This is a genomic window from Salipiger sp. H15 (genome assembly GCF_040409955.1).
Classification (GTDB): Bacteria; Pseudomonadota; Alphaproteobacteria; order Rhodobacterales; family Rhodobacteraceae; genus Salipiger.
Genome location: NZ_CP123389.1, coordinates 36911 through 50366 on the forward strand (window position 1 = coordinate 36911; position 13456 = coordinate 50366).

A 13456-nucleotide genomic window follows, 5' to 3' on the forward strand; every position below is an offset into this window, starting at 1 on the left:
GGAGACACCCCGGTGATCCGTCTCGCGTGGTTCGGCGCGGCGCTGGCGGCGACCGCGGCCCTCGCCGGCGCGCTGCGGTCAGACGAGCTGCTCTCGATCGGCCACGACGCCATGCGCAAGGCGCTGCTGCTGCGTGCCGGGCTCGACCTGCACAGCGGGATCATGGTCAAGATGCCGGACGGCGTGCGTCTCGCGACCGACGTCTACCTGCCCCGCAACGCCGGCGGCAAGCTGCCCGCCCTGCTGATACGCCTGCCCTACGGCCGCAGCGGCTTCGGTGGAGCGACCTGGTGGGTCGAGGCCTACGGGCCGCGCGGCTACGCGCTGGTGATCCAGGACATGCGGGGCCGCCATGGCTCGGAAGGGGTCTTCGCGCCCTATCGCAACGGCGCCGAGGACGGCGCGGCGACGCTCGACTGGATCGCCGCGCAGGACTGGTCCAACGGCCGTGTCGCAACCGCGGGCTGCTCGGCGCTCGGGGAAATCCAGCTCATCCAGTCCAAGACCCGCAATCCGCATCTGGCGGCCATGATCGCCGAAGGGGCCGGCGGTGCGATTGGATCGGGCGGCGCCTCGCACGCCTATTTCGGCGTCTTCGAGGGCGGCATCCCCAATCTTGCAGCCGCCTACGGGTGGTTCTCGGAAGCGGGCGGCAAGACGCCCGAGCACATGGCGCCGGCCGGGGTGGATCCGGCCCGGGTCATCGCGGAACTGCCGTCGGGCACGCTGGTCTCGCGTCATCGGCGCGACCCCACGGACTACGAGGACTTCCTCGCCAATTTCGAGAACCCCGACTATTGGCGCGATCTCGGCTACCTCACCGGGGACGACCGGTTCGCGGCGCCCGCGCTGCACGTCAACACATGGCACGACATCGCCATACGCGGCACCTTCGAAAGCGCGGCCCTGATGCGCCGCAACGCCGTCACCGAGACCGCTCGGCTGCATCAGCACGTGCTGATCGGGCCCGGCCTGCACTGCAGCTTCGATGCCCCCTTCGTCGATGGCATCGTCGGCGACCTGCCGGTCGCGCTCGACGCGGGACTCGACCTGCAAACGCTCTATGACGCCTGGCTGGACCACTGGTTGCGGGACGGACCGATGCCGGAGCTGGCGCAATACACCTTCTTCGTGCTCGGCGCGAACCGCTGGGAGACCTCGGAGGAATGGCCTCCGCGTGACGCCCGCCCGCTCCGGCTCTATCTCGGCGCGGCGGACAGCGGGATCGGGACGCTGAGCCTTGACGCCCCGGACGGCGGGGCGAAGAGCTATCTCTACGATCCCGCCGACCCGACCCCCTCGATCGGTGGTCCGATCTGCTGCACCGGCGGCCTCGATCTGCGTGCCGGTCCGCTCGACCAGAGCCCGAACAGGGCGCGCGATGATGTGCTCACCTTCGTCACCGACCCGCTCGACGACGCCATCACCCTTGCTGGGGACATCACCGCCGAGATCGCCTTTTCCTCCGATGCGCCCGACACCGATCTCATCGCGGTTCTCATCGACCTGGCGCCCGACGGAACGCAGGTCGCGATCCAGAGTGGCGCGCTGCGCATGCGCTACAGGAACGGGTTTGACAGGCCCGAACTTCTGGAGCCCGGAAAGCCGACGCGGGCCAGCCTGAGTTTCGCGCCGATCGCCTACGAGATCGCGCGGGGACACCGCATCGGGCTGCACCTGAGCTCCGCGAGCTTTCCGCGGCTCGAGCGCAACCTGAACACCGGCGGCCCGAACTATCTGGCGAAGATCCCGCGCAAGGCGCGCAACACCGTGCATTTCGCCGGCGAGGCCGGGGCGTCTTCGCTGCTGCTTCCGGTGCTGCCCACCCGCCCCTAAGTCGCGAAGCGCAGCATCTGACGCGTCCGGGCGGCGGTCACCTCGTCGGCGAATTCGGCGCGGAAACGCGCCGCCCCGAACTTGCCTGCGTGTTCGGCAATGGCGACCGGATCGAACTTCTGCCGCCGCGCATCGAAGTCGACGACCGCGGCGCGCAGCGACGCAGCGCTCTGCTCCTCGAAGAATGTGCCGGTCACATCCGGCAAGACCGAGTCCCGCACTCCCCCGCGCCCGTAGGCGATGACCGGGGTGCCGCAGGCCATCGCCTCGACCGGAACGATCCCGAAGTCCTCCTCGCCGGGGAAGACCAGCGCGCGGGCGCCCCGGTAGAGATCGGCCAGAGAGTCGACCCGCCCAAGGAGCTCGACGTTCGGCGGCGCGATCTTCGAGAGGCGTTTGTATTCTTCGCCCTGCCCGACCACCTTGAGCGGGAACTTCAGCCCGCGGAATGCCTCGACCGCGAGATCGGCCCGCTTGTAGGGCACGAGTTCCGAGACGAAGAGATAGTAGTCCCGGTCCGACTGCGGCACGCCCGAGCCCGCATCGCCAAGGTGGTAGGTTTCCAGGTCGACGGGGGGATTCACCACGCCGGCGTCGCGACCGTAGAACCGCGCGATGCGCCCCGCGACGAAGCGGGAATTGGCGACGAAACGGTCCACCCGCGCCGCGGAAGAGACATCCCACTGCCGCAGGCGGTGCGCGAGTTGCGAGAAATAGCGCTTCTTGGCCCAGCCCATCGGGCCCGAAAGGCTGTCGCGGTAGCCGTAGTAATGGTCCCAGATGTAGCGCATCGGGGAATTGCAGTAGCACAGGTGGGTCGCGTCGGGTCGGGGCAAGACACCTTTCGACGGCCCCGACTCCGACGACAGCACCAGGTCGTAGTCACTCAGATCGAGTTCCTCGAGGGCGCGCGGCATCAAGCTGAGGTATTTCGGGTAATGCTTTCGCGCCCCGGGCAACCGGCCGACGAAGGTCTCGGTCACCGTCCGCGCCGCCAACTCGGGGCTCAGCTTCGCGCGATCGAGAACGTGGGTGAAGAGATCCGCGTCGGGATAGAGTTTCAGAAGCTCCTCGACCACGCGCTCGCCGCCGCGCATCCCGATGAGCCAGTAATGGACTATCGCAACGCGGCGCGGAGGTTGCAGGATGAAGTTGCGTTGCTCGCCCTGCACAGGAATGGTGCCGGCTGCGACTGGTGCTCCGTCAGGCATGAAATTCCACCTCCCTCGAAAAAATGGGGTCGGGTGCGGCCACCGTGCCATTGGCAACGGCCCGACTGTCCGCACGCGACAGAATGGTTCCCGAGACCACCGCGCCCGCCGTCCTGAGCGCGGCAACGGCCGCGCTGATTTCCGCGCGGTTCGACCCGCGTGCCCTCGCGACGAGGACGACGGCGTCGGTCAGTCCGGCGATCACGGTCGTGTCCGCGAGGCCCGAGACCGGCGGGGCGTCGATGATGACCACATCATACCGCGCCACAAGTTCATCGAGCAGCGTGCCGAAGCGCCGGGCCGACAGCATGTCGGCGACGCTCCCGCTGCTCGGCGCGACGCGGACCAGCGCAAGGCCGGGCTCGGCGTCAGCGATGACGATGTCAGACACCTCGGCCTGACCCGCGATGTATTCGACGACGCCCGGCCCGCGCACCGGCACCTGCAAGAGCTGCGCAAGCGACGGACGGTGAAAGTCGGCATCGAGCAGCACGACCCGCTGGCCGATGTCCACCAGCGTCCGGCCAAGGCCAAGCGCGGTCGTCGAGCATCCGGCGCCGCGTTCCGGCGCGGTCAGCATGACCACCCGCGGCCAGCCATTTTCCGGATCGTTCATGAGCCCGAAGCGAAGCAGTCTCAGCCCTTCCGCGTAGGCCGTCACCTTCCTGGAACTCAGCCGCGCGCGCTGCCACGCGGCACCGCCCCCACGCCCGCGCCAGCGGACGGTGGGGAGTGTGCCGAACACCGGAAGGCCGGTAAGCTGGGAAAGCTCCTGGGCGGTCCGGACCGTGCGGTTCATCGCTTCGCGAATAAGCGCGATCGTGACCCCGAGGATCGCCCCGAGCGTGACCGAGACGGCAAGCACGAGCGGCTTGCGCGGGCGCGACGGGGCGAGCGCCGGTTCGGCCTCGGAGATGATCCGGGCATCGGGCCGCTGGAACTCGAGTTGCTGCGTCGTTTCCTGGAAGCGCGAGAGGAAGCTGTTGTAGACCTGCCGCATGGCGTTGGCCGAACGTTCGAGCTGGTTCATCCGGATCGAGGAGCGCAGAAGATCGACTTTCAGCGCCTGCGCCTTGCCGATGTCCTTCTCGATGGCAAGCTGCCGCCCCTCGGCCTGCGCCACCTCCGATTCCAGCTCGCGCACCCCGGCCCTGATCGCCGCGGCGCGATCGCGCATCAGGTCGCCGAACACGACGTTGAGCGACAGCAGGTCGGGGTGGCGCGGGCCAAGACGGGTCGCGAGCTTCGCCCGCTCGCGGGTGATGCTGGCAAGCTCCGAGTCGAGCGCGGTCAGCCGCGCGGTGTTGAGCGAGGCGGCGGCGACCTCGGGCCCGTCCTCGGCCAGCATCTGCTGGACGTGGGTCAGCCGCGCCTCCGCCGCCGCCCTGTCATTGCGCGCCGCGACCACCGATCGGTTCATCTCGCCCAGCTGCTGCGAGACGCCCTCCTCGTTGCCGCCGTCCTCGACGACCTGCTGCGCCAGCGCATCGACGACCGCGTCCTCGGCGTCCTGCAACTGCTTCTGGAGCTGCATGAGACGCGTATCGAGCCATTCGATCGCGCGCTGAGTTGCCGCCTGCTTGGCGTGCAGCTGGTCCTGGATGTACTGGCGCGCCACTGCGTTCGCGATATCGGAGGCCACCTTGGGGTCATGCGCCGCCATGGAGATCGAGATCACGTAGGAGATGCCGCTCTGGTAGACGGTCATCCCGCTGCGCACCTTCCAGATCACGATGTTGCGCGCATCCGCTTCGCTGAGCTTGCCGTCCTCGTCGGACTGGTTCTCGGCTTCCGGCATGGGTTCCGGGGCGCTCACGCCCGACCAGAAGCCCGCAAGCCAGGTGCGCAGGACAACGCCCGCGCGCCCGAGCAGGCTCTCGTCGTCGGCAAGGTCCGGGTCGAAGTCCGGGTGCGACATGAGATCGAGCTCGTCCACGACCTGGCCCAAGAGCAGGTTCGATCGCAGCACGGCGATCTCGCCCGCGACGACCGAATTCGTGACGTTGAGATCGGATACAACCTGCTCGACACCGACGACGCGTTCCTGCCGGGTGTCGAGCAGCACCTCCGCCGACGAGAAATAGCTTGGCCGGATGTCGGAGAGCGCCAGGAACCCCGTGGAGGTGGCCGCCAGGGTGCAGCCGAGGATCAGCCACTTGCTGCGCCCGAGCGCCCCGAAGACCGCGCCGAGATCGAGCCCCTCGGGCTCGGGCCGGTGCGGGAGCCGGATCGGGTATCCAGGTGCCGGACGCGGCTTCATCCGGTTCATTGCGACACCTCGCCCGCCAGCGCCGGATCGCGCAGCTCGATCCGCACGATCAGCGCGTCGCCGGGCAACAGCTGATCCGTCTCGCCGAGCTCACGGGTCTCCATGCCGCTGCCGGCCTCGCGCCGCCGGACCTGCGTCACGATGCGCGAGGTCTCCTCGCCTTCACGCGTGCGCAGCGACCAGTCCTTGACCAGCGCGAGGCGCTCGCCCAGAGAGCGCCGCGTCTCGCGCAGCTTGGCCGCGCGCAGCAGGCTGTCGGACATCTCGGTACGCCAGCCCTGCATGCGCCGGTAGTCGAGTTGCAGCAATTCGCGGTTCAGCGCGGTCAGATCGCGGCGGCGCGAGGCCTGCCCCGCCTGAAGCTGCAGCAGCACCGAACGCTCGTCGGTCATCTGCCGCAGGATCTGTGCGCGCACCGGCTCTGCCATCAGGCCCCTGTTCACCAGTTCCGAAGCGCGTTTCACTTCCTGCTCATAAGAGACGATCTGCGCCTCCTGCGCCTCGATCTGCTTTTCTGTGAGATCGATCTGCAGCTTCGCCTCTTCGACCCCCCGCTCGACAAGGTTGCGGTCGGTCGCGTGGAACGCCCGCTCTTCCGAGATGATGTCCTGTTGCTGCGCGACCATCTGGTCGACAAGAGCGGGTTCGACCGAACCGTTGCCGAGCGAGGCGGGAACCGCGATCTCGTCTCGGCCCGCGAGCTGCGCGGTGATCCGCGCGGCCGCAACCGCCTCGAGCGCAAGCGAATTCTCCGTTGCCGCGAGTTCACCCTCGAGCGCGATCCGCTGCAGTGCCCGCTGTGCTTCGCTGTCCATCTGCCGGATCACGCCCCCCGCGAGGCCGATCGCCTGCTCGACTGTGAGTTCGGCGGCGTAATCGTAGAAGCCCGGCTTCTGGACATCGCCCAGCACTGCGACCTTTCGGTGGTTGACCACCGAAAGATCGAGCTGAGGATGCAGGAAAATCTCCTTCTCGACGTAGGTCGCGGTCAGCAGATCGCGCGCGCTGCCCAGCGTAAGGCCGGCGAGGTCGAGCGTTCCGACATAGGGAAGCAGAACCTCTCCGGCGCTCCCGACCTTGAGAACGGCAGGCTCTGCGATGTCATCGAGGAAGTCGAGTTGCAGCTCATCCCCCGCCGCGATGACGTAATCATCGATGGCCGTGGCCTGTCCCTGCTTCACCGCGAGCACCCACAGCATGCCGATCAGGATCAGCACGGATGCATGTCGACACTGGAGCGAAAGCGGGAAAAGGCGCATGCGGCCTCCTGCATTTTGGTGGCCATAATCCCCTTGCGGGCGCCACGCCGAACGTAACTAAATTAAGGAAAAACTAAGCCGGGCTCCGTGACCGGTCTATAGACAGTTCGGTCAGGTCCCCAGCTTCGGCCACGCGAAGTGGCCTTCGGACGGCGTCACGCCCTCCGAAGATATCTGCTGGATCTGGTCGTCCGAACCGGGCAGATGCGCAATCATTTCGGCGCACGAGCGCTGAACGGCAGCCTGCCAAACGTCGAATGGCTGCCCGCGGATCATGGCCATGGCGCTGATTGGTTCCGAGAATTCCTTCGCGCCCGCATCGAGCCCCGAACGTTCCGACAGCCGCGCCTTCAGCCCTTGGCGAACGGGTCATCCTCGCAGGCCAGCAGCAGGAGCAGCCAGTCCTCGTCGTCGTCGGCCGTCTCGGGGGGCGGAAGGTCGAAACCCTGTGGGCCGGGCAGCGCGGGCGGCATCGCCGTCTGGCTGGTGCCGCTGCGCGGGTCGACCCAGTGGGCGCAGAACGGCACCTTTGCGAGCGGGGCGGGCGCGAGGTGCAGCGGCTGGACGCGGGGCGAGTAGACGACGGCAAGCCGGCCGTCCGGGGCCGCGGCGCAGTCGACCTCGGCGAGCACGTTCGGCGCGCCGCAGAGCGCGGTTTCGGCGTCGCTGCGCAGGGTCCACCAGGGGATCGCCTCGAAGAATTCGCGCAGGTGCGTCATGCTGACCGAGCCGGGGCTGGACAGCTCCTCCCGCCAGTCGCGCGGCGCGGCGAAGAGGCCCTGCCGGGTGAAATGCCAGATCGGGTTGTTGCCGAAGACCTGCCCGGCCGCCCCCGCCATGATCGCGCCGTAAGCCGCCTTGCGCAGCGACCGGGGGGTGGCGTCCCGTTCGTTTTCGTAGCGGCTCTCGATCAGGACCACCGGCAGGCCGAAGCCGCCGGCGAGGTGTTCCTCGACCTTGTCGCCGGTGTCGCCGTAGGTGTAGGCCGTGTCGAGGTCGAGCCACGGCGCGCCCCGCCAGAACGCGGCCGTGACGGTATCCCGGTTCGAATGCACGGTCTGAAGCGCACCGGGCTGCGCGGCGTCGATGGCCTCGGCCATGGCGGTGACGAGCGTCTTGTCCGGCACATCCCAGTCCCCGCCATGGGTCCAGACGATATTGTCGAGATCGCCGAAGGTCCGGGCGAGATAACCGGCATAGCCTGCAAGCCGTTCGGGCCCCGCCTCGGTCATCTCCTGCCACCAGCCCTGCGAGCCACCGTTCACCCCGACATAGGCGGGCGCGAGGAAGACGAGAAAGCCCAGATCCCGCGCGCGTTGCAGGACCGCATGGGCATGGGCGAAATAGGCCGGGTCGGGCATGTCGAAACGCCCCGGCAACTCGAAAGGCGCGACACCCTCGGCGTTGGCCGGGGCATTGGTGCTGAATTCATGCTCGATCAGGTTGACCAGCAAGGCGTTGAAGCCGCGCGCCTTGCGGTCCTGCAGGTAGACCTCGGCCTGCTCGAGGGTCAGCTCGGCGATCAGCGACCAGGCGGTGTCGCCGTTGACGAGAAAGGGCAGCCCGTCCCGGTCGACAAGATGGCTGCCATCGCCGGACACCGCGAGGGGAAAGGCCGCCGGCCCCTTTCCGGCAGGATCGGCGGCCTGCGTGTCATGCGCCGCGACAAGCCCGGCAAGGACCAGCAGAAGCGCGCAGCCCCACCTCCCCCACATCACCTTTTGCCCGGCGCGAGGCCATCGGGCGTGTTGTAGCGGCGGTAGACGACCTGCGAGGGCCGGCCCACGAGGTGCCTCTCGACGCCGTCCTCCAGCGCCCGGGCATAGACGCCGAGCGCGCCGTCGATCGCGGCGACGGCAAAATCGACATCCGCCTCGCTGTGGCTGTAGCTGACCACCAGCGACGGCGCGAGGATCCCCCTGCGGATCGTCTCCTGCAGGAAGAGCGAGCGGAAGGCCTGCGAGGGCGCGCCCTCCGCGTCGAGCGTCTGGTAGGCAAGGCAGCAATCCCGCCCGACGATGCCGACATGGCCGGTGAGCCCGTGCCGCCTGATCGCCTCCTCGGCGCCGAGGCGCAGCCGCCTGCCCATGGCGTGGACATGCGCGATCACCGGCTCGTCCCGGTAGACCCGCATCGTCTCGGCCGCGGCGGCGAGGGCATGGGTCTCCGCCCCGTGGGTGGTCGAAAGCAGGAAGACGCGCGGGAAATCGACGTGATCGAGCCCCCCGAGCCGCATAACCTCGCGCTTGCCGGCCAGCGCCGACACCGAGAAGCCGTTGGCCATGGCCTTGCCGAAACAGGACAGGTCGGGCTCGACACCGTAGACCTCCTGCCCGCCGCCCCGCGCCCAGCGGAAGCCGGTGATCATCTCGTCCAGAACGAAGAGCGCGCCGTTCTCGTGGGCCAGCTGCCGCAGGCCGGACAGGTAGCCCGGCGGCGGGTCATCGCCGCGCGCCGGCTCGAGGATCACCGCGGCGATCTCGCCGGGATGGCGCTCGAACAGGGCGCGGGCGCTTTCGAGATCGCCGTAGCGGAAGGACAGGGTCAGCGACTTGATGGTCTCGGGGATCCCGCCGTCGACCGGGGTCGTGCCGATGAACCAGTCGTCGGTCGAAAAGAACGGATGGTCCGCGCAGATCGCGATCTTCTCGCGGCCGGTATAGGCCCGCGCCAGCCGCATCGCGCCCGAGGTCGCATCCGAGCCGTCCTTGCAGAACTTGACCATCTCCGCCGCCGGGATCGCCTCGAGGAAGGTCTCGGCGCAGTTGATCTCGTAGGGGGTCGGCCGGGTGAAGTTGCAGCCCACGTCCAGCGCCCTGCGCGCGGCTTCGGTCACGCGCGGAAAGCAGTGCCCGAGGCCGATGGCGCGGTTGCCCATGCCGAACTCGACATAGGCGTTGCCATCCACGTCCCAGACCCGGCACCCCTGCCCGCGCGCGAGGAACCCGGGCGCCAGCAGCGGGTACTGATCGTCTCCCTTGGCATAGGTGTGCGCGCCGCCGGGAATGATCGCATGCGCCCGCCGCTGGAGATTCCGGGAGAGCGGGAAGGTCTCGGCGCTGCCCGGCGTGCCCGCGGCCGCCTCGTCCGTACCGAATGTCGCGCTGGGGAATGCTTCGATCTGCATGAGAAACTCTCCATGACTCCGGTGCAGGATTGTCGCGGCCCGCCCCTCTCACCAATCCACCCATTCGGCCCGGCCCCCCTCGAAAGGCGTAGTCCGCGTGCGCCTCAGGCCCGGGCGCGGAGGGTGCGCAGGAGGTTCTTCACCGGTGCCGGCAGGTAGGTCCGCAGCCCCGGACGCAGCCCCGGAGGCAGCCGCCAGCTCGACAGGGGGAGCGGCGAGGGAAGCGGTGGTGGATCGCGGCGCAGCGTCTCGATCAGCCGGGCATACTCCCTGCCCAAGCGGTCGATGCCATAGTATCCCCGGACCTTCTCAATTGCCGCTGCCGACATCGCCTCCCGCCAAACTGGTTTCTTGGCGAGCGCATCTAGGCATTGCGCGGCGACCCGGCACTTTCCAACCGGGAACAGCAGGCCATCGCGCTTGTCTTCAATGATCGTGCTGGTCACCCCGGGGATGTTCGACGCCACGGGGACGCAGCCGATCGCCATGGCCTCGATCAAGACGTAGCCGAAACCTTCGAACCGCGACGGCATGATCAGCGCGTCATGCGCCGCAAGGAGGGCTGGAACCTTGTCGGGAGGTACCCCGCCAAGAAAACTCACCTGGTGCTCGAGACCCGCAAAGCTCCGGCGGAGGCGGGCGAGATCCGGACCATCTCCCGCCACGGTCAACGTTGTGGACTCGCTGCAGTAACGCAAGATCCGAGGTAGCCAAAAGACCCCTTTCGAAGCATCATCCACGCGCCCCAGGAACAACACCCGCAATTGGCCGGAAACCCCTCGGGAGACCTGCGGCGCTGAAATTTCCGGAAGACCAAGCGCATTGTCGATCACCACGGTCCTCACTGGATCAAACCTGAAACGACGCACGAGGTCATCGCGAATGCGCCGGCTCACGCAAACGGTGGCATGCACATGCCCCTGAAGCGCTCGCGCCGCGGCATAGGTCCCTGGAGAGATGTTGTGGACGATCATTACCTTCAGGAGCGTCTCCGGCAGGTACCTTGCGAGGTTCATCGACACGTGATCGCTGAGAACGTTGATGAAGACTCCATCACAACCGGCAGTCTCGATTTCAGCGGCCATCATCTTCGCCTGAGAGGCCTCATCCATGCCTTCCATTGGCGCAAGCGGCACACCGAATTTCAGTGTCGGCGACCAGTCGGGATCTACATCGAGTTTTTCACGCCGCGTGCGTCCCATCCAGACGACTGCAATGCCGAATGGCGCCAGGGCAGCCCGCACCTGGGTGAATACGGTGTAGGTACCGCCAAGATGAGGCGCGACAAGGAATGCAAACTTCATCACGAAAATGATCCTCCGGTTCACCTCGCGGAGATCGCCGATCCCTTGGCTACCGCGCCTTTGTCGAGCACAACGTAGTACGTAAGGGTTTTCCCGCTCTCTGCGCAAAGGGAGGAGACCCCTAGTTCCAATGGCGGTAGGGCGCGCCAAGGGGCGCATCGATACCTCGAAGAGCGATATTCTGCCCGCGTGCTACAGGTTGCAGGTTTCACGCTGTGGGACCGCAGACACCAGCAGGAGACCGAGCGTGAAGATCGCACTACTGGGGCAGTTTGGCTCAGGAAATATCGGAAACGACGGCTCATTGAAAAGCATGACGGAATATCTTCGGGAGTACGCTCCCGACGCAGATCTTCTGTGCATCTGCTCCCGCCCCGAAGAAATTATGGCAACCATGGGGCTGGCCGCGGTCGGAATAACGAGATCCGCGTCGCTTTCCCAGGGAAGATCTCTCGTCGTTTCAAAGCTATCGAGGTTGAACCGCATCAGACAGAATTTCGAGTATGCCTTCAGGACAGCAAAGGACTGCGACCTGATCATAGTCCCCGGCACCGGCATCCTCGACGACTTTAAAGAGCTTCCGTTCGGGTGGCCATTTTGCCTCCTGAGATGGACGACCGCGGCACGGCTTGCCCGCACGCCTGTTGCCTTCGTGAGCGTTGGGGCTGGACCGATCAACAATTGGCTGAGCCGTCGATTTCTCATCTCGGCGGCGAAGGGCACCGATTACATCTCCTACAGGGATCAGAACTCACTCGATTACATGTCCGAATACGGCTCCGCGTACAATAACTCGGTATACCCCGACATAGTGTTTCGCCAGAAGTCCCAGGAAACACGCCGGGTTAAACGTAATGCCCGAGAAAGACCCTGCATCGGGCTTGGCGTCATGAATTATTCCGGGTGGTCGAAAAGCGGGGCGAACAACCAGGAAACATATGAACGCTATATTTCCGAGATGACGCTGCTGGCCCGGTTGCTGACATCAGAAGGCTCACAGGTAAGGCTTCTCACGGGCGGTCGGGAAGACAGGACCGCGGTCGAGGAGATTCTCGACGCTGCCAAGCGCTGGCAAGACGAGGAGACCTCCTCGCTGCTGGAATATAACGAAATCAATTCACTGGATGACCTGCGCGACGAGATCGCACAGACGGATATCGTCGTCGCCAGCCGGTACCACAACGTCGTCTGTAGCTTGGCGATGCTGAAGCCCACCATTTCACTTGCGTATGCATCCAAGAATGATGCGATCATGCGCGACTTCGGGCTGCAAGATTATTCCCGTTCGATCTCGAACTTTGCCGCTCGTGATATTCTTGGCCTGATCAAAATGGCTCACGCCGACGGCGCGAATATCGCCCGTCGGTCCGCAATCACGATGCGCGACTACAGGCGGCGGCTTTCCATTCAGGATCTATGCATCTTCAACTTGTTCCTGATCCGCACTCAGCGTCGTCTGGACACCACGTTCGCTCACGACTCAAGAGACGATCTGCGATGCGAATGAGCGCGGCTTCATGAGACCGGCGCGCCGCAAGATGTACCCGATCGGCGGAAACACCTTGGCGGGCCATTTCCTGCGCTGGAATGAATAGATCAGAAGCTTGAAAATTTCCTCAGGTGCAAGCCTCAGAGCGCCCGTAACGGCGGAACAGTACGCTCGCTCCCCCAGAACCCTGAGCGCGTCGTCACGCAGTTGATCGGAATTCGACAGTCGCGCGCCGTCTGCGGCGAAAAATTCCACGAAGGCTGCTTCGAATTCCATGTTCCAATGCAGCACGTTGGGAACAGACGACGATTGATTGTACGGATGACGCCGCGCATATGCCTGCATACAGTCCAGGAAGGCCGCGTTGCCCGTTGTCGCGAACCGCAGCCACATTTCGAGGTCATCCGCATGCCGAAGAGTTTGAGAATAGTGCCCTAAAGATTTCTGGACAGATGTACGAACGATCACGCTGGGACCACCAATGTAGTTTCGAGCCGCATGACATAGTCCGGCCAGCAGATCGCTTCCCATCACCGGCACCCAGCTTGCGTCACTGTTCTCGGCGGGCAATGGTGATAAGTCGCCTGCAATGCTCGAAACACGTCCATAGGTCAGGTTGATATCGGGGTGGGCCTCCAGGACGGCGGAGGCGCGTCGCAGCGCCCCCGGCACCAGCATGTCATCCGAACAGAGGATGAGAAAATAGTCCGACCTTGCCCAATCGATGCCCTCGTTGAACGAGGCGTGCGGGCCGAGGTTGCGTGGGCGGAGGCGCAATTCCACCCGGGGGTCCTCCGCCGCGAGGGCGCGGGCAATCTCGGGGCTGTCGTCGGTCGAGGCATTGTCGACGATGAGGATCCGCAGGTCCTCCACGTCCTGCGACCTCACGCTGTCGACGCAGGCCCGCAGGTAGCGCCCGTAGTTGTAGTTCGGGATCACGACGTCGAAGCTGGGCATGGGG

At 66.0% G+C, this 13456-nt stretch carries 10 protein-coding genes; 2 read left to right on the forward strand and 8 right to left on the reverse strand.

From position 1 onward, the window contains the following. Nucleotides 1–12 precede the first annotated feature (12 nt). Nucleotides 13–1836 carry a CocE/NonD family hydrolase gene (locus tag PVT71_RS27540; protein ID WP_353476545.1) on the forward strand — a complete coding sequence of 608 codons (1824 nt, stop codon included), beginning with the start codon at nucleotides 13–15 and terminating at the stop codon, nucleotides 1834–1836. On the opposite strand, the gene PVT71_RS27545 is transcribed toward PVT71_RS27540, so the two are convergent. The 7 genes from PVT71_RS27545 to PVT71_RS27575 form a co-directional block, all read right to left on the reverse strand. Then, nucleotides 1833–3047 (reverse strand): glycosyltransferase, encoded by a 1215-nt coding sequence (locus PVT71_RS27545; protein WP_353476546.1) that lies wholly within the window; start codon nucleotides 3045–3047, stop codon nucleotides 1833–1835. The two genes, PVT71_RS27540 and PVT71_RS27545, sit on opposite strands and share 4 nt — an antisense overlap. Then, nucleotides 3040–5316: a polysaccharide biosynthesis tyrosine autokinase gene (locus PVT71_RS27550; RefSeq protein WP_353476547.1), complete on the reverse strand. Its 2277-nt coding sequence runs from the start codon at nucleotides 5314–5316 to the stop codon at nucleotides 3040–3042. Before PVT71_RS27550 ends, PVT71_RS27545 begins: the two co-directional genes overlap by 8 nt. Further along, on the reverse strand, nucleotides 5313–6575 hold the full coding sequence (locus PVT71_RS27555) for a polysaccharide biosynthesis/export family protein (protein ID WP_353476548.1): 1263 nt from the start codon (nucleotides 6573–6575) through the stop codon (nucleotides 5313–5315). Before PVT71_RS27555 ends, PVT71_RS27550 begins: the two co-directional genes overlap by 4 nt. Nucleotides 6576–6686: 111 nt before the next feature. After that, nucleotides 6687–6857: a hypothetical protein gene (locus tag PVT71_RS27560; RefSeq protein ID WP_353476549.1), complete on the reverse strand. Its 171-nt coding sequence runs from the start codon at nucleotides 6855–6857 to the stop codon at nucleotides 6687–6689. Between the two features lie 68 nt (nucleotides 6858–6925). Next, nucleotides 6926–8290, reverse strand: a complete 1365-nt coding sequence (locus PVT71_RS27565; protein WP_353476550.1) for a DUF4038 domain-containing protein — start codon at nucleotides 8288–8290, stop codon at nucleotides 6926–6928. After that, nucleotides 8290–9702 (reverse strand): glutamate-1-semialdehyde 2,1-aminomutase, encoded by a 1413-nt coding sequence (locus PVT71_RS27570; RefSeq protein ID WP_353476551.1) that lies wholly within the window; start codon nucleotides 9700–9702, stop codon nucleotides 8290–8292. The genes PVT71_RS27565 and PVT71_RS27570 overlap by 1 nt, the downstream gene beginning before the upstream one ends. A 104-nt stretch (nucleotides 9703–9806) precedes the next feature. Then, nucleotides 9807–11006, reverse strand: coding sequence for a glycosyltransferase family 4 protein (locus PVT71_RS27575; protein ID WP_353476705.1), 1200 nt, complete (start codon nucleotides 11004–11006; stop codon nucleotides 9807–9809). A gap of 247 nt (nucleotides 11007–11253) precedes the next feature. Here PVT71_RS27575 and PVT71_RS27580 point away from each other — a divergent pair, with 247 nt between their 5' ends. Then, a complete protein-coding gene (locus PVT71_RS27580; RefSeq protein ID WP_353476552.1) occupies nucleotides 11254–12513 on the forward strand; it encodes a polysaccharide pyruvyl transferase family protein in 1260 nt (419 codons plus the stop codon). Here PVT71_RS27580 and PVT71_RS27585 read toward each other — a convergent pair. Further along, nucleotides 12487–13452, reverse strand: coding sequence for a glycosyltransferase family A protein (locus tag PVT71_RS27585; RefSeq protein ID WP_353476553.1), 966 nt, complete (start codon nucleotides 13450–13452; stop codon nucleotides 12487–12489). The genes PVT71_RS27580 and PVT71_RS27585 overlap by 27 nt on opposite strands. Nucleotides 13453–13456: the final 4 nt, after the last annotated feature.